The organism is Gimesia sp. (assembly GCF_048262075.1).
In the GTDB taxonomy this organism is placed as follows: Bacteria; Planctomycetota; Planctomycetia; order Planctomycetales; family Planctomycetaceae; genus Gimesia.
This window is the reverse complement of the sequence record NZ_JBLXFK010000008.1, coordinates 155346-182232: the sequence shown is the minus strand read 5'-3', so window position 1 is coordinate 182232 and position 26887 is coordinate 155346. Positions and strand designations below refer to the sequence as shown.

Sequence of the window (26887 nt, the reverse complement as noted above, 5' to 3'; positions counted from 1 at the left end):
GGGGGAACCGATGACAGCAAATAAACGTCTCATCGTTGGATTGATGGCGGCTGGTCTTTGTGCGATTTGGTTCATGCGCCCCGCTTCCCGTTGGGCTGAGGTGACACGGCCTGCCCCAATCCCTTCAGTAGCAGAGGACAGAAAGCCAACCCTTAGCCGTTCCTTCCAACTGCCTTCCTTAAAGGGACGCAGCGCGGCAAAACCAGTTGTGGCGGCAGACCCCGATGGAAACGTTTTGGTTGTTGCACATGGAGTGAGTAACGCCCCTTTGGGATCAGATATGCTCCTTTGGCGTTCGGATGATCGAGGCGATACCTGGAGCCTGCCTGTCAATCTAACCAATCAAGCGCAGGATGGAGAAGTGTTCTTTGATCCGTGGCTGGATACAGACCGACGTGGTCACTTCTATTTCGTCCATGTGCTCCGCTCCGACGGACGTCCGCTCATTCGACGTTCTAAAGACGCTGGTTTAACATGGTCCCACGCGTTATCCATCCCATGGAAATGGTGTGATCGGCCTGTTCTGTCAGTCAGTCCGAATGGACGACGGCTCGTTGTCGCTGGTTCCATTCGGAAAAAAACGGACCAGTACCCGTCAGTACCACTTGATTCCAGCGACCCGGATCTGAAACGAAAGTTGCAAGCCGCGTTTCGTTTTTCAACAGGTATCTACGTATCGAGGAATCAGGGTGACTCATGGGAAAAAGTAGCCGCGCCATTTGAAGACGCGCATGCTATTCCTTTTTCGATCATATGCGATGACGACGGCATGATCGCAGCGTCATGGATTGTTGCAGGAAATGGATCTCGCAGCGTTGTCACTGTAACCGAGGATCACGGAAAGACCTGGACAAAAACGACTCTCGTCGAATCACTACAGCCTGATCGCCCGCATTCATTCAACGGCGAACGTTTTCCCGTGCTATCTGTAGATGGACGGTTGGGACTGCACGTTGCCTATGTCACCGCAGGTGCCACTGCACTGATGATCCAACACAACTCTGACAGGAAGGCCTGGAGTGACGCGAAGAGACTTTCCAGCGAAGCCGCTGAGGAAGTTCGGATGGCTGCCATAGATGCCTGTGGCCCCATGGTGCATGTGACGTGGATGGAGAAACGGGGGACGAACTGGCATACCTACTATCGCGGCTCGCGAGATTTTGGTGAAACATGGTCATCTCCCCTCTGTTTGTCAGAGACAATCACCTTGCCTGACACCACCATCGCCAACGGCTTTCAGATTTCCAGCGATGATGATCAATCCAGTATCCACGATGAGGGAACGGGACGTGCTCACGCTGTCTGGACCATGTTTGGGGGAGAGGTGGTCCATGCCATGATCGACTGGTTACCCCAGCATGAAAGGGCCGAAAATGCACACTCACCAGCCCCAGGGGCCACGCCTGTTTCTACAGAAGAATAATGGGAGCAGTTCTCCTTTAGACTGTGTCCAGTTTTACTGTAGCGTCTCCAGAGCTGTTTGGCCCGAGTATAGTAGATTGAGATACGCTATACTTAAATGTGATTCGCTCTAGAATGCCCGTTTCTCGCTGTTATTCAACAATCATCAACGTAGGTGCCGTTTGAAGTTGACCTCCTTCTCTGTTCAAGACATTGCAATGCAGCCGCATTTGTGACATATTCGGCGCTGGAATACTTTCTTACCAGATTCTTCTTGCGTGGGATGTGAGTTCATGGTTTGGCTTTTCGTTTCAGTCATCGTGTTTATCGCCTTGTCCGGGTTGATGGCCGCTGTCGATGCAGCAGTCCTGAGCGTTTCTCATCCGGAGATTGATGAAATGATTCTACACGGCAAACAGGGTGCGGGACGGCTGCGGGAAGTGAAACAGAAACTGACTCATTCGTTGGCCGTGGTCGTGATTCTCACCAATCTGATCAATGTCCTCGGGCCCATTCTCGTCAGCCAGCAGGCATTCAGAATTTATGGTACGAAGGCCCTGGTTCCCATCACGGTTGTACTCATGCTCGGCACGATCGTCTTCTCGGAGGTCATTCCCAAGGCACTGGGATCACATTATGCGCCGCAATTGGCGCGCTGGTCAGCCCCCGTAATTCGCGCCCTGCGGTTCGCTATCTATCCGCTCTGCATAGCGCTGGCCTGGCTTTCTGACACATTAATGCGGGGCCAGAGAAAGATCGGAACAGAAACGCAGATCCGCGCGCTCGTCAAACGGGGTCGCAAGGGTGGCCACATCGAACCGAGCGAGGGCCACATGATCTTCCGCACGTTTCGCCTCAACGACCGCACGGCTGAAGATATCATGACCCCCTTGAAAAAAGTGGTTTCCATTCCTGCTTCAGCCACAGTCAGCGAAGCGGCTGAGATCATTCGCACGAATGAGTTTTCGCGCTATCCGGTCTTCCGAAAATCACCTGACGATATTCAGGGGATGCTGATCACCCGAGATGTATTGAGGTTGCTTGCGGATGGTGAGGGAGAATCGTCGATCACCTCGATGATGCACGCGCCGTTTGTCGTCAACGCCGAGACACGCGCTGACGAACTGTTGCTGGAGTTCCGCACACGCCACCAGCACCTGGCCATAGTTCAACAATCGAACCACACGATCGGCATTGTGACATTGGAAGACGTCCTGGAAGAAATTGTCGGCGAAATTGAGGATGAGAAGGACATCGAGGCGAGTCAGTAATGCCGTAGAGGAACAGAATTGTCGATAGGACCTGGTTTTGAGTTGGATCTGTCGCAGCTTTGTCGACTGCCAAATAGATCAGAGATTGCTCATTGTCCCTCTTTTCCATCTGGCGGTGAGTATGGGTGATCAGCAGTGGTCATGCTGCGTGATCCAGAGAGAGAGAATCATAATCCATTCCTGTGTCGGTCTAATTTGAACAATTTTGGATGCGAGCAGGTACGCTTTTTGACAATTGATAATAGACCGAATTCCTGATATATTTAGACAGAATCAAATTCTGTCTATCGATCGTTATGCGTCTGAGTCTATCATATGAATCTTCCCGCAAAGTCCAGTGTACTTGGAACGCTCCTAGGTGGTGCCGTCGGCGACGCGATCGGGGCGCCGTTCGAGGGACTGTGGGCCGACTCAATTCCATCGGCTGACTCTTTGGCTGCAGCTTTTCATGAGTATCACGGTTATCCGAATGGCCAATACACCGATGATACTCAACTGACACTGGCGACAATCCAGTCGATCGTCGAGCAAGATGACATCATTGTTGCTGATGTTGCCCGGCAGATCGCGGAGCTATGGCGGCATTATTCTGTCATCGGTCCCGGTGGTGCCTGTACCCAAGCTGCCGAGCGGTACCTTGCCACTGGGGACCATCGCAACATGGGCGCTACAGTTGGTCAAGCTGGCAATGGCACCGCAATGCGTACCGCCGCACTGGGGCTTTGGTTTGACAGCGACGAATCACTAATTTCTGTGGTCGCTGATGTCTCGCGTATCACACATCAGGATTCAAGAAGCGTCGCGGGGGGTGTCGCAATTGCAATGGCGGCAAAGCAACTGTCGTCAGCCAGCGACATCAATCCACAAACCTTCTGCAGGTCGCTCGCAGACGCTTGCCGTGATATCAATTCTGAGATGGCTGACCTGCTCCAGCAATTACCTAAGCATCTGAATGACGAAGGTGTAATGGATTTTATCGCCCACGCTGGTCAACGCTCCCCGGAATTCGAGAAACCAATCATCACTCCATTCGTTATTCCAACGGTGTTGGCCTCAATATACAGTATACTTACTTGCCCGGATTCCTGGCTCGGAGCTGTCACATTCGCCGTACGCCTGGGTGGCGATGTTGATACGCTGGGTGCCATCGTGGGCGCACTGGCTGGTGCACGGCATGGCATTGATTCGATACCGCATAATCTGATTGACTGCTTGCAGGATTCAAGAGACATTGAATTGCTAGCGGCCCGATACCATTTGGCAATTCACGCACAAGCAGGAGAATCCGGCGAATAACAATTGCGTGAAGCAGAGTCTCTCACTCACACCGAGATTTAAGACCCAAGTAGAAAGTGGGCAAGTCACTGTCCCTGAAGGGCATCGGGAGCCTGATTTGCATTCTCGGACGTGGCGAATATCAACCTGATTCACGAACTCGATACCTGTCAGTTAAACTCATCCTTTATTGCAGAATCAGATCCACTGAGACGATTCTTGTCTGGGCGCACCTCAGTACGTACAATGAAAAGAAAAACAAATAGATACGCACTGTTGCCTGTCAGGCTGCCCATTCATACATAACGAAACCTTCTTTTCTATGGAACCTCCGTTCTTCGAAATCCTCGCCTACGAGCCCACCGAACTTGGTATTCTCTGTTTGCGGCGTCGCGAGCTGCTGTGCGAGCCTGGGACAATCGTCACGGAAGTCACGCTTAACCACGAATTCCTGATGAGCAGTTACCTGACGGCCTCCGAGAAGGCACTGTCGGAAATCGCTCTGCAGATGCATTCAGGGTCCCGCCTGCGCGTGCTGGTCGGAGGCCTCGGTCTGGGTTATACCGCCTGGACAGCACTGGAGTCCGATCGAGTTTCACAATGTGATGTGAGCGAATTTCTTCCGCAGGTGATCGACTGGCTGGAGCAAAGGCTGATCCCACTGTCAGACCAGTTGAACGCAGACAACCGTCTTAGAGTGACTCAGAGTGACGTCTATCAATGTCTCGCCAGTCCACCCGAACAGAAGTATGACCTGATCCTCATCGATGTGGATCATTCACCGGATGACAACCTGGGTGAAGCCAACGGTCAATTCTACACGGCCGATGGATTGCAGCAAGCGAAGCGCCATCTTGCAGAAGACGGGCTTCTCGGCGTCTGGTCGTACGCAGAGAGTTCACCGTTTGTCGATGCGTTGCACGAGGTATTCCGCGAAGTTCGTATTGAACCCGTGACCGTTTTCAACAATCTAATTAACGTACAGCAGACCGACTGGCTGTTTTTTGCTCGTGACTGACTCTGCTGCAGTCGATTCTGAAGCGACTGTTTCTTCATATAACGGGGTGAGTTGCCTCACACCGAACCCGAGTTCTTACAGGATCACTTGATGTGTCTTTAGTGGAAATTGAAATCTCAAAAAACGATTCCTTCATGCCAGACGAGATCGTTGCTTTTCTTCGCGAAGCTGATGAAAGAGTCAGCCAGTTTCTTCAAGCTAGTCCACGCCGTGCCACGGGCTTCGTCCCGTCTGATTTCAAAACAATCTACCACGCTCTGCAAGCCATCACCGACGAGAATCTTGCCCCCGGAAATTCGTTATGCGAATGGGGAAGTGGGTTCGGCGTAGTAACATCGTTAGCTTCAATGCTTGAGTTTATGGCCTGTGGGATTGAGATTGAAGAAGAGTTGGTCGAGGCATCCCGATTGCTGGCAGATGACTTTGGTCTGCCCGTAGAGTTTGTTCAAGGCAGCTTCATTCCGTCGGGGGCTGAATCCTGTGTGGATGAAGCTTACGCCGAAAACAACGCCGAATATTCCTGGCTTATCACAGATGCAGATGATGGATATGAAGAACTGCAGCTTGATCCTGAGGATTTTGACGTAGTTTTCGCCTATCCCTGGCCCGGTGAGGAGTATCTGATTACGAGTTTGTTCGAGAAATATGCCGCCAGGGGGGCCCTGTTGCTGACCTACAACTCCCTTGAGTCAGTGCGGCTTCGACGCAAGCTGTGAATAGCCGGGAGGCCCGTTAGACTTTGGGGGTTCAATGCTCTCTACCGGACGACAAGCCCCAGCCGGGTAGTTTGTTTTTCTGGAATTTTTTCGGTTGCTGAGATGCACTGGTCGCTGGAGGTAAGTCCTTTTCGATGATCTCCATTTTTTTATTTCAGCTCTCACAACGAATCGAACAGATCCTCTGTTGAGAAGTATCAGCGCGCCCTGTTCACTCGCAGCATGATGGTTTATAACAGAAACTCCTTTAAGCTGGTCGCGTTCGACATCCGGACAAGTTCAGTTATTCAGGCAAACGGTATCTCCAAAGTAGTCATCTATGAGGAAAAGAGACAATGGTCGAAACAAACGAGTTAACCCCCAACACCTTCTATATTGAAGTGGCTGGATCTGGTCTGCCTGAAGTAGATGGTCTCTTCGTTCCTTCCACGGCACCGCCCGCCCAGTCTGAATCGGGAACCACATCAAGCCTGGGCTACTGGAACGGTAAGATGGCATGGGATCGTGCAGATGGTAAATCCGCGAGGAGCCCTGCGCTCTCTTACTCCAACAGCTATAAGTCCTGGAGGATCTGCCGTCTCGATGGTCATCTCGCATACGACATTACCTGCGAAGATGCGCTGCCGCCAACCGATAGAGAATGGCACGTCTACAAAAAAGGAGTCGCACCTGCGCCTCAAGTCGTAATCTACCACTGCGACCCAAGACAGCCCTGCCCCGAGCCCAACGTCGTTTTTGTGCTTGGAGGCCCCGGCGCTGGAAAAGGAACGATGTGTGAGCTTGCCGAATCTCAACTTGGCTGGACTCACTTATCCACGGGTGATCTCTGTCGCGACGCGCTTCAGGCGGGAGGCGCGAATGCCGCCATCATTGAAGAATTCATCAATGCCGGAAAGCTGGTCCCCAATGAAATCATTGTGACCCTGCTAAAGGACAAGATGGAGACGGTTATCAGAACGACAGGCAGGAACAACTTTCTGCTGGATGGTTTCCCCCGCTCACTGTCGAATCTGGAAGCGTGGAACGAGATCTTCGGAAAAGAAGCAGAACTACCAAAAATTTTGTATTTTGAATGCCCGTACCCTGTTCTCGAGCAGCGTATCCTGGGCCGTGCCAGATACTCCGGCAGAAGTGATGACAACATAGAGAGCATCAAGCTGAGATTCGACACCTTCAAGGCGGAAACGCTCCCCACCGTGGAGCATTTCAAGAGCAAAAACAAGTGTGTTGAAGTCGACACCAGCCAGGATCGTCAGACCGTCTATTCACTCGTCGCCAGCAACCTCGCAGAGTACACTGATCCAAAGTTCGCTGACAAGCCGCTCACCGAGAGAGCTGAGATGCTTCTCGGTTTGAGACCTTATCCAAAGCAGGAGAAGCGATAAGAAATTGTATTTGATATAGAAACCTTTTCGCGAAGCGAATGCAAAACAGTCACGCAACCAGCAGAAGGAATATCGTAAAATGAACAGCACATCCACCCACGATGAACGAATTGCGAAACTGACGTTTGCTGAAGTGTATCCACACTATGTCACAAAGGTCGAAAAGAAAGGCCGGACCAGAGACGAATTACGTGAGGTCATCACCTGGCTGACGGGCTTTAATGAAAAGACGATGCAGAAACACATCAGAGACAATATAACGTTTCAACAATTTTTTCAGAAAGCCACGCTAAACCCCAATGCGCACCTGATTACAGGCGTGATTTGTGGCTATCGGGTAGAAGAGATTGAGAATCCACTCACGCAGCAAGTCAGGTACCTCGACAAGCTGGTCGACGAACTGGCAAAAGGGCGGAAGATGGAAAAGATACTGCGAACAGAATAATCATCAACGGAATCGCCCGTTTGCCAGGGAGAGAATATGACAGTCAAACGCATGGACAACGTTGGCATCGTTGTAGAAGATCTCGATACCGCTATTGAATTTTTCACCGAACTGGGACTCACGCTGGAGGGACGCGCCCCTATCGAAGGAGACTGGGCAGATAACGTCACGGGATTACGCGACATGCGTGTCGAGATCGCCATGCTGCGCACTCCCGACGGTCACAGCCGACTTGAGCTCTCCCGATTCCTCGCCCCGCCTGTCGTCGCCGATCACCGCAGCACTCCGGTGAACTCACTCGGATACCTGCGGGTCATGTTCACTGTAGAGGACATTGACGATACAGTCGCCCGACTAATAAAACGCGGCGCGGAGCTCGTTGACAAAGTAGTTCAGTACGAAGATATGTACCGGCTCTGCTACATCCGAGGCCCCGAAGGAATTCTCATCGGACTGGCCGAGGAACTCAAATAGCAGATTTCCCGATAAGCATCTGAGCCTGAGGCCGACCTGCCTGCGCCTGTTACTGTTCCAGCAAATCAACCTCACCAGTCTGCATATTGTAAACACCGCCCACGATTTTGATCTCGCCCTGCTTTTCCATTTCTTTGAGAATCGGGCTGTTGATTCTGATGCGGTCGATCGTACCCAGAACGTTTTGTGCGATTACCATTTTGACGAACTCGGGATTCTTACTTGTTTTCTCGCCTTTGTAATCTTTAAAGTGATCGACGGCCGGTTTAATGTTCGCCAGCATCGCCGTGATGTTGCCCAGTTCGACGCCGTCAATGGCACCATTCACAGCACCACAACTTTCGTGGCCCAGCACGAACACCAGTTTGGATCCCGCAACCTTGCAGGCAAATTCCATACTGCCCAGGATATCGGTGTTCTCAAAGTTACCGGCCACGCGGGCCACGAAAATATCGCCAATGCCGCGATCAAACACATCTTCGACGGGAACACGCGAGTCAAGACAGGAAAGAATGACCGCTTTAGGATACTGGCCCAGCGCCGCTTCACGGACCTGCTTGGAATGATCACGGGCTGTCAGGGTTCCTGCCACGAATCGCTGGTTCCCTTCTTTCAACAGAGTCAGAACTTCATCCGGGGTCAGCTTATCCTGCTGTTCCTGGGTCAGCACACGATTCACCAGTGGCTTGATATCGGCTTGCGTTTCGGATTTTTTTTCCTTCGCAGTTTCAGAGGCAACAGGTTGCTCCTGCGCACAACCTGTCAGTAATGTGACAAGCAGACAACAGGCCAGTAGCGGGTTCAGATTCATTCTGATCATTTTCAGTTTACCTTTTATTATTTTAGCCTATTGTGAATATGGCGTTCGAATTGTGTAATCGTTTTGAACTTTAGCACACCACAGGAAGATAAAAAGCAGACTGTTCTGTAATATCAGAAATAGCCGGGTCCGGATCCAGAACAAAGAGCACAGACACTACAGACGGACCAGATCTGCTTCACTCAGTATCTTTCCTCCAGGCTTGACATCATTAGACAGACAAACCCAATATGATCCATCAGATGAGTGGAAAATCGCCTGAGAAATTGCAATGCCACAGGAAGAAACCCACATGCAGAAAACCATTTAAGCGTTCGCAACGATGGATACCAAAGTAGACGAACTCTACTTTTGGAGATGGGGTGATCCGCGGCCGGTCTCGATTGATTTTCCATTGTTCTCATCCGTATAGTGAATGGATATCAATGAAACTATTTTTTCTGGAAAGTCGAACTTGATAATGACATTATGTAAATACATACTCCGCGTCGTCCTCATCGTCCTGTTTTTTCAAACAGCAACATACGCCGGCGAGAGACCGAACATCATTTACATACTTGCCGATGACCTCGGTTACGGTGATGTCAGTTGCTACAACCCGGAATCGAAAATCAAAACACCTCACATTGATCGCCTGGCGGTGGAAGGGATGAAGTTTACCGACGCTCATACGCCATCTGCCGTCTGTACGCCAACCCGTTATGGTATTCTGACAGGCCGCTACTGCTGGCGAACCCGCTTGAAATATCGGGTACTGGACGGCTTCGATCCGCCACTCATCGAACAGGACCAGGTCACCGTCCCTTCTCTGCTGAAAAAAGCGGGTTACGATACGGCGTGCGTCGGTAAATGGCATCTGGGCATGCAGTGGACAGACAAGAATGGCCAGCCGATTCCTGCTGTTCCGATCGACCGACGTCAGCGCCCCCGCGTGGGAGATGACGTGGATTACACGAAACCGATTATCGGCGGACCGTTGACCAACGGCTTCGACTACTACTTCGGCATCTCGGCTTCACTGAATATGTCTCCTTTCTGTTTCATCAGAAACGATCGACCCGTAATTCTTCCTACCATTCCCTCGGAACGGATTCAGACCGAATTTCTTTCCGTCGATCAAGGCATGCGGTCTCCCGATTTTACAATCCGCAGCGTGATGCCCACCCTGACCGGGAAAGCGGTGCAATTTATTGAGCGACAGGCGAAGCAATCTCCCGAACGGCCTTTCTTTCTGTATTTCCCGCTCACCGCGCCGCATTTGCCGCTGGTACCCAACGACGAATTTAAAGGCAAAAGTGCCGCCGGCGAATATGGTGATTTTGTGCTCGAGGTGGATGCGACTGTCGGAGCAATTATGGATGCCCTGCAGCGTACCGGTGTGGAAGATAACACGCTGGTGATGTTTACCTCTGACAATGGCGGACTGTATCACTGGTGGACGCCCCAGGAAACGGATGACCTCAAACATTACAAACCCAATCACCGTGGGCAGTATGTCAAAGACCGCGGGCATCAGGGCAATGCTCACCTCCGCGGTACGAAGGCTGATATCTGGGAGGGCGGCCATCGGGTCCCCTTCATCGTCCGCTGGCCCGGACAGACTCCCGCCGATTCCACCAGCGATGAGCTGGTGGAACTGACCGACCTGCTGGCAACCTGCGCCGCGATTACTGATACAAAGCTGCCTGCCGGAGCTGCACAGGACAGCGTTAATATTCTACCCGCCCTGCTCGGCAAGAAAAGTGATACGCCACTGCGAGATTATGCCGTCCATCATTCACTGTGGGGTCACTTCTCCGTTCGACAGGGACCGTGGAAAATGATTCCCAAACGTGGTTCCGGCGGCTTCACCCGCGCACGTGAAATCAAGCCGAAAGAAGGAGAACCAACGGGACAGCTTTACAATCTAGAACAGGATCCCTCAGAAACAAGGAACGTCTGGCAAAAACATCCAGAAGTTGTGAAGTCACTTTCAGCAATTCTGGAACAAGTCCAGAAATAGTAAGCTCACCAGTTAAAGTTCTCGAAGCGCTTCCCTGACCGATGGATACAGAATTTCTATAATCAATGAGGATATTTAAAAACAAATGCCCTCATTTGTGATGCAGTCGGAGCGATTTTTTTCTGTCATACTCAGTAACTGTCGGCAACTGGTAGCAGCTGTTGCTGGCCTCTTTAAATATCTTCTAACGTGCGAAATATGATTCAGATTGACTGTTATATTTTGTTAATTGCTGGCTTGAGTAACATGATTCTGGCAGAATAAACGGATTCAACGATCCGTACTAAGGTTCAGAATACACACTCGAATAAACCAGGGAACATCGCCATGACGCAACACTCTCTGAAATCAGCTTGTCTTCCCTTGTTATTATTATTCCTGTTAGGATTGTTCACTCATCCTGCGTTTGCTGCGAAGCCCCCCAATATTCTGTTAATCGTTTCGGAAGACAATGGTCCAGAATTGGGCTGTTACGGCGACCCGTATGCGAAAACGCCGCACCTGGATCAACTGGCGGAACAGGGAGTTCGATTTGAAAACGCGTTCGTGCCTTACTCGGTCTGTTCGCCTTCGCGGGCCTGTTTCCTGACCGGGAAATACCCACATCAGAATGGTCAGATCGGCCTGGCAACGCATAAATTTGCATTGTACCAGAAGGAGACCCCCAATTTTGTCACGCTGTTGAAGGAACAGGGTTATCAAACGGGGCTGATCGGAAAACTCCATGTAAATCCCGAAAACGCGTTTCCCTTTGACTTTCGCGCGATCCGCTCTGCGAATTTCAATCGCCGGGAACCGGTGACCGCTTACGCCTCTCAAGCGGCGAAATTCTTTGCGCGAACGAAAGACCAGCCCTGGTTTCTGTCCGTCAACTTTCCCGATGCGCATCTCCCCTTCATTCAACAAGCGAATGGACGACCAGCCCACCCCCTGACTGCCGACGATGTGAAACCGATGCCCTGGGTCGGCGTTGATACGCCACGTCTGCGAAAACAGGTAGCCAACTACTATAATTGTCTGGCCCGTCTCGATACGGGAGTGGGTTTACTGCTGAACGAACTCGATAAAGCGGGAGCAACCGAAAACACACTCATATTCTACATCGGCGATCATGGAGCCCAGTTTCCACGCGGCAAGGGAAGTGTCTATGAAGGTGGGCTCCGCGTCCCCCTCATCGTCTCCTGGCCAGGGAAAACACAACCGGGAATGGTGCGGAAGGAACTGACTTCAACCCTGGACCTGCTACCGACCGCCCTCGCGGCTGCGGGAAGAGAGATTCCCGAAGAGCTGGCAGGACGTGATCTGACACCTTTACTCACAGGCGCACCTGTCAAGAACTGGCGTGACTATATTTTCGGCTTTACGACCGGTTCTTTTCCGCGGAACTGTTACATCCAGCATGCACTCCGCGATGGGAGATATAAACTGATTTCCAATCCACGACCGGGGACGGAGAATCTGATCGCCGGCAGCTATCTCGACGAATCACATCCCCATTTTGTTATTTCTGGAGCAACCGCCGCCGACCAGAATACAATTTCTCCGCAGGTAAAACAGGCATTGGCTCGCTGGTCTCAACCACCTCGCTATGAACTATATGACCTGCAGGAAGATCCATGCGAGTGGAAAAATCTCGCCGATGACCCTGATTATACGATGGTGAAGACTCGACTGATCAACGCTTTAACTAAACTGCAGCAACAGACCCGCGACCCTTTTCTCGACCCCGTGAATCTAGAGGCGTTCGTCAAGGAACAGCTCGACCACCGCGATATGAAATACCGCAAGCAAAAAGATTTTCGCTGGTCCTATATCGATTCCTTTGCCAACTGGCGGGCCAAGGAGTAATTCTGGTACCCGAATATTTAAAGCAATTCATAACCGTTCGGTTGCTGACTAGACTATAGACACGTATTTCAACGTGAAATCTGATAACCTTTATTGGATGTGATCAGGTATCAACTCGTGGTCTTCATATAATTCAACATTAAGTAATAAGTAAAAGGTGTTTCAGATGTCAGATAAAGTTGCAGTCATTACAGCGGCTGGTAGCGGAATGGGTGCTGCGATTGCGCGAAAGCTTGCTGATCGGGAATTTAAGGTTGTGATCCTCTCTTCCTCAGGTCGCGGTAAAGCGCTGGCTGAAGAACTGGGCGGTGTTGGTGTCACCGGATCGAATCAAAACCCGGATGATTTAAAACAACTCGTAGAGACCGCCGTCGATTCCTTTGGAGGAATCGACGTGGTTGTTAACAGCGCGGGCCATGGTCCCAAAGGACAGATCCTGGAAATCAGCGATGACGACTGGCATCAGGCGTTGGACGTCTATTTTCTCAATGTCGTGCGTATCGCGCGGCTGGTCACTCCGATCATGGCGTCTCGCGGAGGCGGTCCGATAATCAATATTTCCACATTTGCAGCATTCGAACCCGATCCCCTGTTCCCCACATCGGGTGCCTTTCGAGCCAGCCTGGCCGCGTTCACCAAGCTATATGCCGATCAATACGCGTCTGATAACATTCGTATGAATAACATTCTACCTGGATTCATTGACAGCCTGCCCGAAACGGAAGAACGGCGACAGCGCATTCCAATGGGACGTTATGGAACCATGGACGAAATCTCGGAAACTGTCGCCTTTCTCGTCTCCGACGGTGCAAAGTACATCACCGGACAAAATCTCCGCATTGATGGCGGCCTGACTCGATCAGTTTAACCATTCGAATTTTCTCATTCAGAAACGGTTTCAAGTTGATCACATTGCATAAATTGAAAGATCCCTATCAGATAAATTCACTGGTACACGAATCCAGAGCAGAGGGATTTCACATGCTCGATCGTCTGCAACAGGAATGGAAAGAGGGAACAAATCGATTTGACCAGGCTGGCGAAATACTGCTTTTGGCAATGCAGAACCAGCAGGTTGTGGGCGTATGTGGTCTGAACCGTGATCCGTACAGCAACAGCGACCGTGTGGGGCGGGTCAGACGATTATATGTCTCAGCAGACAGTCGACGCACAGGAATCGGACGCCTGCTGGTCGATGCCATCCAGCTTCGCTGCCATGGTGTCTTCGATGAACTACGTCTCCGTACTGACACACCGGCAGCCGATGCTTTTTATCGTGCCCTTGGATTCCGGCGTGTGGAAGGTGATCCTGATTGCACCCATCTGCGAGAGATAGCTGACCGATAACAAAGCTGGCTTATTTGTTTTTGAGTATCTCGCGACATCGTGGATGAAGTCATGTAACATAGAATGAATTATTCCATACAATAACAGTGTTTTATCTATAATTTCTAATTCATACCAAATTGATTTACTTGAATTTGATCAGTCAACGGCGTCACACAGTCGTAGCGAAAATGATGAATACTATCCCGCGTACTGGAATATCTGAACTCACAGATTCAGAACTGTTGTTATTAGATATCGCTGCCCTTGATGGAGGTCTCCGCAGTTTTTTCTTGCGGGAGATCTTTCCGATGCAATACAACTATCCTTCCCATGATCTTCCTGACGAATTGTTGCATGAAACCCTCGACCGTTTTGAGCAGAAGGGAATTATCACAGGTGAAGACTGTCTCAACTATGATTCTCAACCAGATCGCAGAATTCGACTCACGTCAACAGGCGGAGCGCTTTGGGAATCCGAGCGATTACCGGACTGGTCCCGTTTTGTGACGGATTCCTATTCAGATCGTTATATTAAAATTTATGGACACTCTGCATCTATTTGCGAAGCATTTTTTGAGGTAGCCCGTTACACAAATTTAATTCAATACCGAGGAGGCCTGGTTAAAAAGGTATCAGGACATCGTCGGCTGGTTTACTGGCGTGATCAACAGACCATTCACTGCCTGGCTGCTCGAATCGTCTGTGAAGAGAACTGGCCTCGCTGGGACTACAGGCATTTTGAAGAGGATCGCTGCTGGTGGCGTTTCGCCAATGAAATTGGCAGATTCTGGAGTGACAAGGAACGTAGTTTCCCATCTCAGGATAATCATTCATCGACTCAGTAAACACACATTCCAACTAAAAAAAGTGTAAAGAGTGTAAAGAACGACATATCAGTTTTATTTCTTTCTGAAATCATAAGTATTTCTAATTTTTTTGTGTGATCGTCAGCAGGTCCGGTAACTACTTTGATAGAGAAAGGATCAACATGGACCTGACACAGCTAATTGAACTCTATCGCGGCCCTCTGGTAGGCCTGATCGCTTCCTGGGGGGCTCCCTGGAATGACGCTACGGAAATTGCCCTGGACAGCTTTGCCGAAGCGTACCTGAGTCGTGAATCCTGTCGCGGACTCTGGTCGGAGCCTGAGGTTTTTGGGCCCTGGCTGAGTGGTGTGGCCCGCAACCGCTATCGCAACTGGGCCCGCAGTCGCAAACGACGTCGAAACCATGTTGTGTCTGTGGAAGCCACGACCCTCGAATCGGTCGCCGCTCCTGCTGATCCGGAACCGGCGCCCCAACTGGAAAAACTACGCAGCGCCATTGATCAACTGCCTCTCAAACAGCGTCAAGTTGTGCTGATGCATTACCTGGAAGAAACCAGCGTCAAAGAAGTCGCAGTATTGTTGTCGCTCAGCGAAAAGACGGTCGAAGGTCGCCTTTATCAGGCACGTCGCTCTTTACGACGGATACTTGATGGAACAGTCTCGACGTCTCAAATAGGAAGGATGCTGTTATGCCTGTAGAACTTGTTCCCGAATCTGACTTACGAGCAGCACTTCGTCCGTATCAAGTTGACGCCAACGAATTTGAAGCAGGCATCCGCGCCCGAATCGAAATGGGTGTGGTACCTCTTCAGGATGAGTCTCAGAAAACCGACGATCCAGTACTGACAGTCGCCGCTACATTCATTCCCTGGCCATTGATCACCGGCGGTAAGATTGCCGGGGGAGGCGCCACGCTCTCGTCACTAACGCTGCCCCAGAAGCTGCTGGGGTATGCGGCGCTACCCGCGATCAGTTTATTTCTGTTAGTCGGGGCGACCTTTTTCAGTACCAGGAAAATTCACAAAGTGCAGCAAGAGAATCAGTCTGACATTAGCGACGCGAAGGAATTGCAGGCAGCCGTTCGCCAATGGTGGCGATCCCACAGATGGGGCGCGTTCACGGTATTTGCAGCCGTCCTCATCCTGCCGATGATCGGAGCGACGTGGCTTCTCTTCCTGATTCTGCTGGCTTCCTTCGGCTTATTGCTGTATTTCCTCTCCAGCTTTGCCCGACACGGGATCGGTAATCGACTGCTGATCGCACAGTCCTGTCTGTCAGGCTTACTCTTGCTTAGTATGACAATGCAGAATACTTATGGAGCCCTAAGCGGGATTCATTTCGTCGATCAAAAACTGATCGCCGCAGTCCTTCTTTCAGGCACCTTGATCCTGCTACCGATTGTGATCACCAGTATGGCACGCATGGGAGGGAGAACGGCATTCGAGTCTAAACAGAAATCCCCTCATTGGCTCGTTATACTCTGTACGTTTCTTATCCCTAATGTCCTCTTACTGATTGTTCTTTCCCCGTTTCGCAAACCGGTCTATAACCAGCCTGCTATTTTTGGCGGATATGGCTGGTTGATTTTTGCTGTCATGATTGCCGTTCAAATATCTGCAGTGCTTTGGGCTTATGTTAGACGCTCCAGAAAGGGGGGCGCTACACAACACGTGGCACGTCCTGAATGGATACCGGGAGTACTCTATGTCTGCATCACTCTTCCGTTTTTGCTCTGGCTCACCAATACGATCTGGTGGCCGGCGACACCAGCACGAATTTTGCACTACGTGGAAGCATTTGAGCAAGGACCTTACCCCTCGATTACTTTTCGTAACTGGGAGATCCCGGCGCGCTGGACGATCGAACAAGGACTTCATCCAGATTTGTCCCGCGCCCGCAAAGTATTAGACTACGAAATCGCCACCGATCAAGCTCTGTTAACCTTTACTCTGGGCAGTGCGTTCCGGGTAGGACTCGTGCGCCCCGACCAGATTGATACACTTCCCGATCTGGAACAAAAATGCCGATCACTACTGCCTGTAGCCAACTCACGAAAACCACGTAGAATCTATGGCCTGAATCAGAACGCCTGGGTCTTCTATGCCCTGGCTGATAGTAATCAACTCTCATCTGAGGATCGGGACTTTCTAGAGCAGCGGTTACTGGTCACTCTTGAAAACCCGGTCGTCAAAACGTCTGATATGCTGGAGACTGCCCTCCGCGTGACACAGTTATTAGAGGTGATCGACCGTCCCATCGACCGTGAGAAATACCGCAAGCAAGTCCATCAGTGGCTACGCGAGTTTCACAGCACACAGACCCACTCTTTCCAGATCGCTGGAGGATTCGAAAAGTATCAAGGCGTGTCAGCATCAATGCTGGCAACTTCAGATGCGGTCGAACTGATGCAGATCTATGGTATTCCCGAGGGGCTCGATTTAAACTGGGTCCGATCTTACCTGCGTCCGCTCAATTTTCGACCTGCAAACCGTAAATGGATCGCCGCGGTGACGCTCGATCGCCTGAATCGTCTGCCCGGAGCAACTCAACCGACGTTATTCGAATGGCTCTACTACGAACGCAGCCTGCTCGCGGCAATGCTGCTGGTCGCTTTGTGTCTCTATGCGACTCTGTCGTCCCCCCTGCCTCGTAAAGATAATTCTGGTACCAGGGAAGATTCTGCGTTAGGATGAAACTGCTGATCCTATATTCATTTCGGGGTTACCGTTATGCTCGTACAATTCGCGCGGTTCTTCTTACTCCTGGTCGTCGTCGGAATCTCTTCCAACACCGCTTCGACTGCAGCGCAGACTGCTCCTGCAGTGGGTACCAGTCTCATCCAGCCATGCCAGTTTGGAGCACAACTACAAGGAGAAGAAGCCTTGATTGTGGTCCCCGAAAACCGGACCGCTGCCAACAGTCGTAACATCACTGTGCATTATTTTCGGTTCCCTGCACGAGAGCCCACCGGGCAGCCACCGGTTTTCTTCCTGCCCGGCGGACCGGGAGAAGCGGTGACGGCCAAACAGATTACAGCAGGATTACAGCAAAAACGGTATAACAAATATGCTGAAATGCGTGCCTACAACCAGACGCGTGATGTTGTCATTGTGAATCAGCGTGGGAACAGCCATGTGCCGGGAATTCACCAACTGCCTGAACTGTGTTTTGCGCAACCGGGTCAACGCCTGGAAGCATTGTCTTTTGACAAGGCAGGCGCACGCTTGAAGGCAGGTTTACAAAATTCGATTCTCACTTGTCAGAAACTGCAGTTCGATCTCCGGGGATATGATATTCTGCATCTGGTTGAAGACGTCGATGCGATTCGGCGTTCCTGCGGTTATAAACAGATTGCCTTGCGAGGCAGCAGTTTTGGATCGCAGTGGGCACTGGCCTACTTGAAGCAGCATCCCGAACAGGTCGAACGCATGATGCTGTCGGGGGTAGAACCGCTCAATCATACCTATGACAGTGCCAACGGGATCTGGAACGTCTTCCAGCGAGTCGAAAACGAACTCCGTGCCTCCGGAACGATCAAACTGCCAGAAGCAGGATTACTGGGAGCTTTAAAGACCGTGCTGACACGGCTGGAGAAACAGCCGGTACGCGTGCGCGGCAAACATCCGCGTCGAGGAGGGACAACTGAGGTTGTCATCGGCGTCGATGATGTTCGCTACTATCTGACAAAGCCGATTTTGAATTCACGCCTCCATTCCCGCAACATGCTGGAACTCTGGCCGAAAATGGTTCTGGAACTTTATGATCAGGATTACCAGTATCTGGCAGCGAAGATTATCGATGATCGACCTGAGGTGAAGCGATATAACCTGCAACTGACATTGATTGACCACAGTCTGGGTATTACCGACAATCGTCAACTCGAACTGGAGGACGAAGCAGCCCGTCGCTGGTTAGGTGATGTCAACTGGTTTTATACAGCCACACGGAAGGTGACTCCCACGCCTGTAGTGGATGATGCTTTTCGTCAATTTGAAATCAGCCAGACACCAGTATTGCTCATTCATGGGACACTGGATTTATCGACGCCTGTTGAAAATGCGGAAGAACTGTTGAAGTATTTCCCCCACGGGCATCTGCTCACCATCGAGGGAGGAACTCACGCGGCCAATCATCACGCTGCGAGTTTCGATCCCCGCTTCCTGAAATACCTGACCGACTTCTTTAACGAACAGAACCCGACAGACGCCTATCAACACATCCCTGCTAGAATCACTTTACCGCCGCTCCAGTTTCAAGCAACTGGAGCCCCCTCCCTGTTTTCCCAGTTGATTGACTGAGTTCCGGGTAACGATTCCTCAATCGCGGAATCCCCAGTAGTCTTCCCTAAACAATCAGGGCATTTTCGGCTTCAGCGGTTGTTTACCCTCTTTTGTGGTGGGATAGAGCGCTGCATGCTGTTCCATACTTTCCATCAGCGACTGCATCATGCGCTTGAGCTGTTTGGGCTCTGATGCCGCCAGATCATGCTGCTCAAACGGATCTTTCGCAAGGTTATACAGCTGATAATGCGAGTCTTCGGAACCTTTCGAAGGCACGTAGTGATAGATGACTTTCCAGTCTCCATCGCGGTAAACGGTAAAGTAATTACTGCGGTGTGGCGAGTGAGGATAATGCATCAGAAAGGTATCCCGATGTGTTTTATCTGACTTGCCGGTGAGCAGTTGATTGAGCGGTTGACCATCTACGATGTAACCTTGTGGCGGCTTGACATCGGCCACGTTCAGAATCGTCGGGAACAGATCATGCACAGCAGCGATCTGTGTCTGCAGCGCGTCCTGAGGGATCGGCAGCAGCTTCTGATTGGGGTTCGAGGGATCCGGCTTGGCCCAGGCAGCGATGAAGGGCACACGCATGCCCCCTTCATAGTGGGCCCCTTTCTTACCCCGCAGGGGAGCAGCACAGGCGACCGCGTGTTGATGTCCGAGCGGCGCATCGGAGCCGTTATCGCCCAGAAATAAGATCAGCGTGTTTTCCGCCACTCCCAGTTGGTCCAGATGATTCATGATATCACCCAGCGATTTATCCATGCCTTGAATCAACGTCGCAAAGGCTTGTGCATTTTTCGGTTTATCCGAGTCCTTGTAATGATCGGCGAAACGAGGATCGGAATCAAAGGGGGCATGTACAGCGTAATGTGCCATATACAGGAAGAATGGCTGGTCCGCTTTGACGGTTTCAGCCAGAGTCGCATTGGCTTCAATGGTGAGCGCTTCCGTCAGAAAGATATCGGTATCATGATATTTCTCCAGATGCGGCACTGCCTGATGGGCCCGCCTGGTTCCCCGACCAAATTTCTTCATACCATAATAACTGCCTGGTGCACCAAACGAGGCGCCTGCGATATTGACGTCAAATCCAAGATTGAGCGGTTCCGCTCCGGGAAATCCATCTGCACCAAAGTGCCCTTTCCCCACATGAATCGTACGGTAACCGGCTTTCTCCAGCAGACGCGGTAAGGTCACGTCGTCTTTCTTCAATCCTGCCCAGTTCCAGTCAGGAGGTCCCTGTGGCCCGGCGTTATTCTTGCGGGGATTAATCCAGTTGGTCGCATGGTGCCGGGCAGCATTCTGGCCTGACATAATCGAAATGCGTGTCGGCGAACAGACACTCATCGCGTAGAAATGATTGAAGCGAATCCCCTGCTTCGCCAGTCGTTCCATACTGGGGGTAATATAATAATCGTTGAGCGGATAGCGTTTCGGCTGTCCTTTAGAGTCCGTCAGAAAGGGAACCGAAGTATCCATCACCCCCATGTCATCCACCAGAAACACCACGATATTCGGAGGCGTCTGCGTTTCCTTTTGTAAATTCGCAGCCTGTAAGCTGGCGGTACTGAAAAAGAGAGCGAGACAGAAAACAACAGCCAGTCGCAGTGAGCGGTTAAAATGCGAACTCATGGTGTGACGATCTTTCTAATACAGAATTCTCCGAACGGGAAATAAAACCGGTGATGGTTTAAGACTCCTAATATACCAGTCTGCAGATGCTGCTGTCTAACCAAGTCACTGTTCCAGTTAGTATTTTGTTGCCCGGATTGTTCCATTTGATTAGAATCAATCAGCAGGCGTTACACTTCACTGTTGGGATACCAGATACATGACAGTGAAAGAATCTTTCTGGACGGTCTTACTCAGTTGTGTCACTTTTGCCATACTGGGCGGCCTCGCCGGCTTGATGATCAGCATTATCTTTCCAAACTATTACGATTCCGTATTCTTCTCCGGGCGGGCAGCCCGTATTGATCCCTTCATTGGCGGCATTCGATTAGGGGCAACCCAGGGAACCGGCGTCGGATTACTTCTCGCTTTGGGAGCACTCGCCTGGGCTGCATTACGGGACCACAGCCAAACTACTGCCGAAACGACTCCAGAACAAAAACGGTCGCATCCTCCCGCCAGCCGGTCCTGGATCCCGATAGTGAGCTGGATTTCAGCGACCCTTATTTTGACGGTTTTCTGCAGTTCAGTCGCATTCGTGATGGGAGCCCTAACTGAAGAATTACGATCGACGCAACGACAGACTACGGAAATAATTGAAAAACTCGAAACGCTGCTCGCCTCTGGCAACTATCCAGATCTCAAAACTAATTTCTCCTCAGCAGCTCAGGTTTATCTGGTCGGTACAGTCCCCAATAAAAGTACCCATCAAAAACTCTTAGAACAGGTAGTCTCTACCTTTGGGACCCAGGAGGCTGAGAAGATGACACGATACATCGAGGTGAATACAGCTTCCCCCTGACATTAATTGGATTCATCAGAATTGTTCGATCTGATGCATTGAGTTCACATCATTCGAGTTTTAGAAAGATTCCCGCATGTGCCGCTGGCTCGCTTATTCCGGTCCCTCGCTCAGACTGAGTGATGTTCTGACCCGCCCCAATCATTCGTTGATCGACCAGAGTCGGCATGCTACGCAGAATGTGGAAAGTCTGAACGGCGATGGATTCGGCGTGGGCTGGTATGGCGATGATCCGACACCAGGCGTTTATCGCGACACACACCCTGCCTGGAATGATACCAATTTTCTACATCTGGCCGAACACATTCATGCGGGCCTGTTCCTCTCACACGTACGCGCTTCTACAGGCACACCGGTCCAGAATACCAATTGTCATCCCTTCAACTACCAGAACTGGCTGTTTCAACATAACGGTTCCATCCCCGAATTTCATTCACTCAAACGACAGTTGCTGTTCGACGTCGATCCCGGATTATTCCTGGCGATTGAGGGCTCCACCGATTCGGAGATCCTGTTTTACCTGGCGTTGACGTTCGGTTTAAAAGACGATGCCCCCCAGGCTCTCGCCAGAACAATAGGGCACGTCGAACAGGCCCGCCAGGCAGCCGGAATCGAAGGAGCCGTTTATTTCAGCGCCTGTGTCACTGACGGCGAACGGATCTGGGCAGTACGCTATTCCAGTAATCGACAGTCCCGTACACTCTATCACAGCAGCCATCTCAGAGCATTACATGATCTGGACGGGACCTATGCAGTTCTCCCTGAAGACGCGGTGATAATCGTCTCGGAACCACTGGACGATTTAACCGCCCACTGGGAAGAAGTGCCCGAATCGTCGCTCTTAACAGTGGAACAGGGATCAACCACTGTCACCACATTTAACCCGAAAACATAAAGAGTGATGAAAGGATCTTCAGTGAATTCGTTTGTGGCATTATTTCGCGGAATCAACGTCGGTGGAATAAATCGCCCGCCGATGAAAGAACTGACCACACTGCTGGAAGAACTTGGATTAAAGGCCATCGATCCTATACTCCGGCTTTTCCCCTCTCGTCAGTCTTTTTGTAATGAGCTCCTCAATCACGTCCCACGGCTCGCATCACCGCTTCGAGCTGGTCATGTTGTTTACGTGTGCCATTCAGTAATATGAATACCTGATCCTTACGCTCTATCTGATCGACAAAATTCGGCGGAAACACAAGTCTCTGTTTATCATAGTCGGCCATTCTCGGTTCGGCTTCCGTGACAACCAGTTTAAAGGGAGTGGCTATTTGAAATACCTTAGTGGCTTCAGTAAATGATTCTGCCTGCTGTCCTGTCTCGAAGTAATAGGCTCTGATCGAAGTTTCAACTCCCCAGATGACGAGTCTTGCATCTGCGATCTGGGGTTGATGATACGCGCTCGTCCCCGGTTTCGCTCCCGATTCCTCAGATGTTTCCGAGTCCGTCCGGGCCTGCAGCAACCCTGTCAGCAGGACTGTCCCACCAATGGTCAGTACAACCTGCATCAATCGAAGCCTGCCATTCCTGGTTCTATCGTTAGCGACCATCTCTGCTCTCCTCTGATCATAGTAAGATGAACCCCATCAGGCCCCCACCCAGGAAACCTGTTTTCCCTTAAAGTCTTAGTAGCGTCTTTCTCTACTTAGATCCTGTACAACGCAACAGACAGAAAACCCGATGATAAATCGGTCGTTTGAACTTACTTCGTTTCCAGCGCGCTCATCACTTTCTCCAGCCGTGAATGATCTTCTCGCGTGCCTTGCAATAACACATACTTGTCCCCGTCGAGTTCAAGTTGTTTTGCAATGTTAGCAGGCATGATACAAATCCGTTTATCCTGATCGGTAAGCATGGGTTTTGTATCCGAAATCTCTACTTTGAACTGGTCTGCAAGCTGAAATGTTTCAACCAGCTTTGCGAATGATCCAGCGGCCTGAACGGTCTTAAAATAATAAGCTCTGCTTGATGTTTTGGCCCCCGACCAGGAAATCAACTTCACATTTGGAATCGTCGGTAAATTAGCAGATCTGGTGTTGGGCGGATCGGACTCTGCTTCCTCTTGCTGCTTGTTTTTCGGAAGATTTTCTTTTGAGGTTTGCTCGACTGCAATCTGATCACCGGAGATGCGCTTCTGATCAGCCTGGACCGGAACCAACATCAACGCAAGCAGGCCGAGGCATAAGATTGCCCCACGATGTGAACGGGTTAAAGTTGTTTTGACACGAGAACTGGCAACCATGGTAATTCTCCTTTCCAAAGAACGGGATTCGATAAACTGTGTTCCCCAGACTGGCAACACAGTCTTCTCATGAACAGCATAGTCAACGGCAGCCAGCAACGTTCTGGCGTATGACTGGCGTGAGCCGGGTGTCTTATCGATCGCAAACGCATCACAACAGGTTTCAGCCGCAATAAACATTTCCCGTCGTGCGAGCCAGGCAATGGGATTCCACCAGAACAGACTAATGACGCCACAGGCCAGCAGACTGGGGAGATAATCTTTACGGACCAGATGTCCGATTTCATGGGCAAGAATCTGTAACAGCTGTTCCTCACTTAAGGTCTCTGCTAATGCACGTGGCAGAATGATCGTGGTACGACGGAACCCCACCCACAACATCGGAGAGCAGACTGTATTGACCACAACCAGATCGGGAGCATTAGAAAGCTGACAGGATTTACAGACACTCTGCAGCATCTCTGAGAGGCGTTGTTCCGGTTCAGCAAAATGGGCTGATATTTTTTTCAATCGGTACTGTTGAACAACCGCTAAAACAGCGAAAACCAACGTCACAAAAAGACTCAAACAGAGGAGCGCTTTTGAAATAATTAAACCAGCATGATTCCCGTCGCTGCTGTGCGTGCTTTGATGAACTGAGAACTCTGCAGATTCAACGGAAACAGGAGTGACCTGCTCCTCCGCAGTGCGATCACTTTCTGCTATCGGTGGTAACGCGGTCCTGGTTGGCTGTTCCGCCTGCATTGCCGGTAGTAATGGAACCGCAAACAGTGGTGGCGTCACAAACTTCAATAATACCAGCATCCAGAGACCATGCCGTAATGCCGGTCGTTCATATAGACAGCGGGTTGCCCCCAGTAGAGATAAGATTAACGATGCTGCGGTCACGAACACCATATTCCAGAGTAGACAGTACAATAGATAATTCATCGTAACGCTCCCTAGTCTTTGATGTTTTTGATAATTTTCTCAATCGAAGCACGCTGTTTATCGTTCAGTTTGACCTGATCTACGAGTGAGAGCAGCATTGGTGCCAGAGAACCGCCAAAGTGACTATGCGCCATTTTCTTTAACTGCAGCCCCACAAACTCCTGGCGATCCAGAACGGCTGAAAAACGATGAGCAAATCCACTCTTATCAACGGTCACCAGACCTTTCTCCATCAGACGGTCCAGAAAACTCTTCACCCCGCCATGCAGTGAATGTTCGTGGCGGCCGTACAGTTTCAGCACGATCTCACGCACTGGAATGCCCTCTGGAGTTGCCCATAGTATTTCCAGTACGGACAACTCCGTATCAGTCACATCAATATCGATTTCATTTTCAGGCATTTCCCGCTCCAACGATTTACCGTGAGAAGAGGGCTTCAACCTCTCATTCATTCTGCATTAGATGTTAATGCATTTTGCATGAGAGTCAACTGTAATCTGAAATATTTATTTTTTTGAATTCCCAACCGCACAGCGTCAGCGATCGATATCACTGATCCCCAGTGAGACTGGCAATGATTTTTCCGTGACATACAACTTGAGTAGAGCGAGTGCGAGGGTATCCGCGCGGGTCACGTTTTCATAATGATTGCATTGCGGATCGGCCTTGGGGAGCGGATGTGAATCGGGCCAGTAATGCTTGAGCCCCAGTTGCGCAAAGTACCTGGCCCGGTTCAGATACTGGTCTTTATTCGTCATTTCATAAGCAGCCAGCTGCAGGTAAACGGCAATCCCGATCTCGACCGGCCAGGGACGCTCTGACATATCAGGCTCACTGTTCAGATAGCGATTTGCTGCCTGCAGAATCAACTCACGGTATCGATCCTTCTCTGATCCTTCGGGGAGTTGCTTAAATCGACTATTAAACAGGACTCCCAGCATGCCGGTTGTCTTCCGTCCGTATTTGATATTCCACAGAAAAGAATAACCGCCGTTTTGTTTGTGTTCATAGAGTTGATACCTGGGTTCCGCTGTTACATATTCCACGAAACCGAGGCTATCAACCTGATGCGGGAGTCCCTGCAGACCCGTGTCAATTGATTGCGAAAGATTGAGCAGTTTCTCTTGCAGATCGCCAGGGCCCACCAGTTGCGCTGCATGATGGCAGTCGATCGCCAGGGAAATACTGGCTGAGGTATCGGCATAATTACGGATTGAGTCAAATTCGATCAGATTGTTTTGATGTTTGTCCAACTTACGTAAATAGCGACTGGCGAGCACATCGATATAGTTCAGAAACCTGGGATTCTGCGTTTTTGCATACGCGCGTGCCCAGTCATGAATGAAGTAGCCTCCTTCCTTAGGAAAGTCATAATTTCGGCGTGGATCATGTTTATCATACGCCGCATGGCGACTGAAATTACCGTCCTTCCTCCCCTGCCTGTCAGTATAGAGTTGATGTTCCCAGAGTCCGTCACAATAGTTGATCGTTGCCGTAGGATTCAATTCATAAAACTTTTCGAACAAGACCGTCGGACGCTTGGGTTCATGAATGGCTTTGGTTTCGTAGGTCCCCGGGCGGTCGGTTTTGAGATCCCAGCAGAGATGCTCACCCCAGGCAAACAATCTGGTTTCGGGAGACGGAGTGACTTCCAGAAACGTTTTTAAAGCAGCATCCGCCGCCTGTTGATATTTCGAGTCGACGGTGATCTCGGATAACGCATAGAGTACTCGATACAGATTTTGATCCAGATTCACATTCGAGCCATGCGTCGTCACCCGGTCCCCCTGACGAATGCCATTCGGCGCGGGAGGCATTTTAGCAAAGGGTTTGAGCTTCGTCCGCTGCATTATCGACAGCAACAACGGAGATTTCACACTGCCATAAGTGTCAGTTCCGTGCTCCAGCATCGCATCTGCATAGGCTTGTACCACCTGCAGATATTTCTCTGCCTTCTGTTCATCTTCTGCAGAGATCGGCTTGGTAATGAAAAGAAAAACAAGCAGAAACAACGGGTGAAGTGCTTTCATCATTCAAACCAGTGAAAATGAGAGATCTGGAATTGTGAAACTCTATCCTAAACCGAGTGCATTGGAATTGCCAACAAGATTCTGTGGGGAACGCAACTCGCTTTTAATCTCCTCAA

25 protein-coding genes are annotated in these 26887 nt (G+C 50.6%); 19 read left to right on the top strand and 6 right to left on the bottom strand.

Annotated elements, in window-relative coordinates; translation table 11 throughout:
• Nucleotides 1-10: 10 nt before the first annotated feature.
• The 8 genes from ACN0YH_RS16965 (at nt 11) to ACN0YH_RS16930 (ending at nt 7985) form a co-directional block, all read left to right on the top strand.
• Nucleotides 11-1423 (top strand): sialidase family protein, encoded by a 1413-nt coding sequence (locus tag ACN0YH_RS16965; protein ID WP_417380768.1) that lies wholly within the window; start codon nt 11-13, stop codon nt 1421-1423.
• Between the two features lie 271 nt (nt 1424-1694).
• Entirely contained in the window at nt 1695-2672 is a 978-nt protein-coding gene (locus ACN0YH_RS16960) for a hemolysin family protein (protein ID WP_417380767.1), read from the top strand.
• Between the two features lie 315 nt (nt 2673-2987).
• Nucleotides 2988-3968, top strand: a complete 981-nt coding sequence (locus ACN0YH_RS16955) for an ADP-ribosylglycohydrolase family protein (protein WP_417380766.1) — start codon at nt 2988-2990, stop codon at nt 3966-3968.
• Between the two features lie 301 nt (nt 3969-4269).
• Entirely contained in the window at nt 4270-4965 is a 696-nt protein-coding gene (locus ACN0YH_RS16950) for a spermidine synthase (protein ID WP_417380765.1), read from the top strand.
• A 92-nt stretch (nt 4966-5057) separates the two neighbouring features.
• A complete protein-coding gene (locus ACN0YH_RS16945) occupies nt 5058-5681 on the top strand; it encodes a class I SAM-dependent methyltransferase (protein WP_417380764.1) in 624 nt (207 codons plus the stop codon).
• A gap of 335 nt (nt 5682-6016) precedes the next feature.
• A complete protein-coding gene (locus tag ACN0YH_RS16940) occupies nt 6017-7066 on the top strand; it encodes a nucleoside monophosphate kinase (RefSeq protein WP_417380763.1) in 1050 nt (349 codons plus the stop codon).
• A 79-nt stretch (nt 7067-7145) separates the two neighbouring features.
• Nucleotides 7146-7511 carry a DUF2200 domain-containing protein gene (locus tag ACN0YH_RS16935; protein WP_417380762.1) on the top strand — a complete coding sequence of 122 codons (366 nt, stop codon included), beginning with the start codon at nt 7146-7148 and terminating at the stop codon, nt 7509-7511.
• Between the two features lie 36 nt (nt 7512-7547).
• Nucleotides 7548-7985, top strand: a complete 438-nt coding sequence (locus ACN0YH_RS16930; RefSeq protein ID WP_417380761.1) for a VOC family protein — start codon at nt 7548-7550, stop codon at nt 7983-7985.
• A gap of 49 nt (nt 7986-8034) precedes the next feature.
• Here the strand turns inward: ACN0YH_RS16930 and ACN0YH_RS16925 are convergent, their stop codons facing one another.
• Nucleotides 8035-8805: a carbonic anhydrase family protein gene (locus tag ACN0YH_RS16925; protein ID WP_417380760.1), complete on the bottom strand. Its 771-nt coding sequence runs from the start codon at nt 8803-8805 to the stop codon at nt 8035-8037.
• A gap of 460 nt (nt 8806-9265) precedes the next feature.
• On the opposite strand from ACN0YH_RS16925, the gene ACN0YH_RS16920 reads away from it, so the two are divergent.
• The 8 genes from ACN0YH_RS16920 to ACN0YH_RS16885 all read left to right on the top strand — a co-directional run bounded on the left by ACN0YH_RS16920 (nt 9266) and on the right by ACN0YH_RS16885 (nt 19108).
• The gene (locus ACN0YH_RS16920) at nt 9266-10807 is read left to right on the top strand and encodes a sulfatase family protein (RefSeq protein WP_417380759.1); all 1542 of its coding nucleotides are present in this window, start codon (nt 9266-9268) and stop codon (nt 10805-10807) included.
• 327 nt (nt 10808-11134) lie between these two features.
• A complete protein-coding gene (locus tag ACN0YH_RS16915) occupies nt 11135-12655 on the top strand; it encodes a sulfatase (protein WP_417380758.1) in 1521 nt (506 codons plus the stop codon).
• Nucleotides 12656-12821: 166 nt separating this feature from the next.
• On the top strand, nt 12822-13523 hold the full coding sequence (locus ACN0YH_RS16910; RefSeq protein WP_417380757.1) for an SDR family oxidoreductase: 702 nt from the start codon (nt 12822-12824) through the stop codon (nt 13521-13523).
• Between the two features lie 113 nt (nt 13524-13636).
• A complete protein-coding gene (locus ACN0YH_RS16905) occupies nt 13637-14002 on the top strand; it encodes a GNAT family N-acetyltransferase (RefSeq protein WP_417380756.1) in 366 nt (121 codons plus the stop codon).
• 290 nt (nt 14003-14292) lie between these two features.
• On the top strand, nt 14293-14829 hold the full coding sequence (locus tag ACN0YH_RS16900) for a hypothetical protein (protein ID WP_417380755.1): 537 nt from the start codon (nt 14293-14295) through the stop codon (nt 14827-14829).
• Nucleotides 14830-14972: 143 nt separating this feature from the next.
• Entirely contained in the window at nt 14973-15509 is a 537-nt protein-coding gene (locus tag ACN0YH_RS16895; protein WP_417380754.1) for an RNA polymerase sigma factor, read from the top strand.
• A complete protein-coding gene (locus ACN0YH_RS16890; protein ID WP_417380753.1) occupies nt 15500-17503 on the top strand; it encodes a hypothetical protein in 2004 nt (667 codons plus the stop codon). The genes ACN0YH_RS16895 and ACN0YH_RS16890 overlap by 10 nt, the downstream gene beginning before the upstream one ends.
• Before the next feature lie 36 nt (nt 17504-17539).
• Entirely contained in the window at nt 17540-19108 is a 1569-nt protein-coding gene (locus ACN0YH_RS16885) for an alpha/beta fold hydrolase (protein WP_417380752.1), read from the top strand.
• A 54-nt stretch (nt 19109-19162) separates the two neighbouring features.
• Here ACN0YH_RS16885 and ACN0YH_RS16880 read toward each other — a convergent pair whose 3' ends face one another.
• Nucleotides 19163-20728, bottom strand: coding sequence for a sulfatase (locus tag ACN0YH_RS16880; protein WP_417380751.1), 1566 nt, complete (start codon nt 20726-20728; stop codon nt 19163-19165).
• A gap of 199 nt (nt 20729-20927) precedes the next feature.
• Here ACN0YH_RS16880 and ACN0YH_RS16875 point away from each other — a divergent pair, with 199 nt between their 5' ends.
• The 3 genes from ACN0YH_RS16875 (at nt 20928) to ACN0YH_RS16865 (ending at nt 22719) form a co-directional block, all read left to right on the top strand.
• Nucleotides 20928-21569: a hypothetical protein gene (locus ACN0YH_RS16875; RefSeq protein WP_417380750.1), complete on the top strand. Its 642-nt coding sequence runs from the start codon at nt 20928-20930 to the stop codon at nt 21567-21569.
• 76 nt (nt 21570-21645) lie between these two features.
• Nucleotides 21646-22464, top strand: a complete 819-nt coding sequence (locus tag ACN0YH_RS16870; protein ID WP_417380749.1) for a class II glutamine amidotransferase — start codon at nt 21646-21648, stop codon at nt 22462-22464.
• A gap of 6 nt (nt 22465-22470) precedes the next feature.
• Complete coding sequence (locus ACN0YH_RS16865) at nt 22471-22719, top strand: DUF1697 domain-containing protein (protein WP_417380748.1); 249 nt, start codon at nt 22471-22473, stop codon at nt 22717-22719.
• Here ACN0YH_RS16865 and ACN0YH_RS16860 read toward each other — a convergent pair.
• The 4 genes from ACN0YH_RS16860 to ACN0YH_RS16845 form a co-directional block, all read right to left on the bottom strand.
• Nucleotides 22646-23119 carry a hypothetical protein gene (locus tag ACN0YH_RS16860; protein WP_417380747.1) on the bottom strand — a complete coding sequence of 158 codons (474 nt, stop codon included), beginning with the start codon at nt 23117-23119 and terminating at the stop codon, nt 22646-22648. The two genes, ACN0YH_RS16865 and ACN0YH_RS16860, sit on opposite strands and share 74 nt — an antisense overlap.
• A 152-nt stretch (nt 23120-23271) precedes the next feature.
• On the bottom strand, nt 23272-24741 hold the full coding sequence (locus tag ACN0YH_RS16855) for a M56 family metallopeptidase (RefSeq protein ID WP_417380746.1): 1470 nt from the start codon (nt 24739-24741) through the stop codon (nt 23272-23274).
• An 11-nt stretch (nt 24742-24752) separates the two neighbouring features.
• The gene (locus ACN0YH_RS16850; protein ID WP_417380745.1) at nt 24753-25142 is read right to left on the bottom strand and encodes a BlaI/MecI/CopY family transcriptional regulator; all 390 of its coding nucleotides are present in this window, start codon (nt 25140-25142) and stop codon (nt 24753-24755) included.
• 135 nt (nt 25143-25277) lie between these two features.
• On the bottom strand, nt 25278-26774 hold the full coding sequence (locus ACN0YH_RS16845) for a hypothetical protein (RefSeq protein ID WP_417380744.1): 1497 nt from the start codon (nt 26772-26774) through the stop codon (nt 25278-25280).
• Nucleotides 26775-26887: the final 113 nt, after the last annotated feature.

Excerpts from the sequence above, each read along its gene's own strand:
- ACN0YH_RS16935 (WP_417380762.1), top strand. The coding sequence starts at position 7,146 with ATGAACAGCACATCCACCCACGATGAACGAATTGCGAAACTGACGTTT.
- ACN0YH_RS16950 (WP_417380765.1), top strand. The coding sequence starts at position 4,270 with ATGGAACCTCCGTTCTTCGAAATCCTCGCCTACGAGCCCACCGAACTT.
- ACN0YH_RS16890 (WP_417380753.1), top strand. The coding sequence starts at position 15,500 with ATGCCTGTAGAACTTGTTCCCGAATCTGACTTACGAGCAGCACTTCGT.
- ACN0YH_RS16845 (WP_417380744.1), bottom strand. The coding sequence starts at position 26,774 with ATGATGAAAGCACTTCACCCGTTGTTTCTGCTTGTTTTTCTTTTCATT.
- ACN0YH_RS16855 (WP_417380746.1), bottom strand. The coding sequence starts at position 24,741 with ATGAATTATCTATTGTACTGTCTACTCTGGAATATGGTGTTCGTGACC.
- ACN0YH_RS16895 (WP_417380754.1), top strand. The coding sequence starts at position 14,973 with ATGGACCTGACACAGCTAATTGAACTCTATCGCGGCCCTCTGGTAGGC.
- ACN0YH_RS16885 (WP_417380752.1), top strand. The coding sequence starts at position 17,540 with ATGCTCGTACAATTCGCGCGGTTCTTCTTACTCCTGGTCGTCGTCGGA.
- ACN0YH_RS16870 (WP_417380749.1), top strand. The coding sequence starts at position 21,646 with ATGTGCCGCTGGCTCGCTTATTCCGGTCCCTCGCTCAGACTGAGTGAT.
- ACN0YH_RS16900 (WP_417380755.1), top strand. The coding sequence starts at position 14,293 with ATGCAATACAACTATCCTTCCCATGATCTTCCTGACGAATTGTTGCAT.
- ACN0YH_RS16905 (WP_417380756.1), top strand. The coding sequence starts at position 13,637 with ATGCTCGATCGTCTGCAACAGGAATGGAAAGAGGGAACAAATCGATTT.
- ACN0YH_RS16930 (WP_417380761.1), top strand. The coding sequence starts at position 7,548 with ATGACAGTCAAACGCATGGACAACGTTGGCATCGTTGTAGAAGATCTC.
- ACN0YH_RS16920 (WP_417380759.1), top strand. The coding sequence starts at position 9,266 with ATGACATTATGTAAATACATACTCCGCGTCGTCCTCATCGTCCTGTTT.
- ACN0YH_RS16850 (WP_417380745.1), bottom strand. The coding sequence starts at position 25,142 with ATGCCTGAAAATGAAATCGATATTGATGTGACTGATACGGAGTTGTCC.
- ACN0YH_RS16925 (WP_417380760.1), bottom strand. The coding sequence starts at position 8,805 with ATGATCAGAATGAATCTGAACCCGCTACTGGCCTGTTGTCTGCTTGTC.
- ACN0YH_RS16915 (WP_417380758.1), top strand. The coding sequence starts at position 11,135 with ATGACGCAACACTCTCTGAAATCAGCTTGTCTTCCCTTGTTATTATTA.
- ACN0YH_RS16865 (WP_417380748.1), top strand. The coding sequence starts at position 22,471 with ATGAAAGGATCTTCAGTGAATTCGTTTGTGGCATTATTTCGCGGAATC.
- ACN0YH_RS16860 (WP_417380747.1), bottom strand. The coding sequence starts at position 23,119 with ATGGTCGCTAACGATAGAACCAGGAATGGCAGGCTTCGATTGATGCAG.
- ACN0YH_RS16955 (WP_417380766.1), top strand. The coding sequence starts at position 2,988 with ATGAATCTTCCCGCAAAGTCCAGTGTACTTGGAACGCTCCTAGGTGGT.
- ACN0YH_RS16965 (WP_417380768.1), top strand. The coding sequence starts at position 11 with ATGACAGCAAATAAACGTCTCATCGTTGGATTGATGGCGGCTGGTCTT.
- ACN0YH_RS16940 (WP_417380763.1), top strand. The coding sequence starts at position 6,017 with ATGGTCGAAACAAACGAGTTAACCCCCAACACCTTCTATATTGAAGTG.
- ACN0YH_RS16960 (WP_417380767.1), top strand. The coding sequence starts at position 1,695 with ATGGTTTGGCTTTTCGTTTCAGTCATCGTGTTTATCGCCTTGTCCGGG.
- ACN0YH_RS16910 (WP_417380757.1), top strand. The coding sequence starts at position 12,822 with ATGTCAGATAAAGTTGCAGTCATTACAGCGGCTGGTAGCGGAATGGGT.
- ACN0YH_RS16880 (WP_417380751.1), bottom strand. The coding sequence starts at position 20,728 with ATGAGTTCGCATTTTAACCGCTCACTGCGACTGGCTGTTGTTTTCTGT.
- ACN0YH_RS16875 (WP_417380750.1), top strand. The coding sequence starts at position 20,928 with ATGACAGTGAAAGAATCTTTCTGGACGGTCTTACTCAGTTGTGTCACT.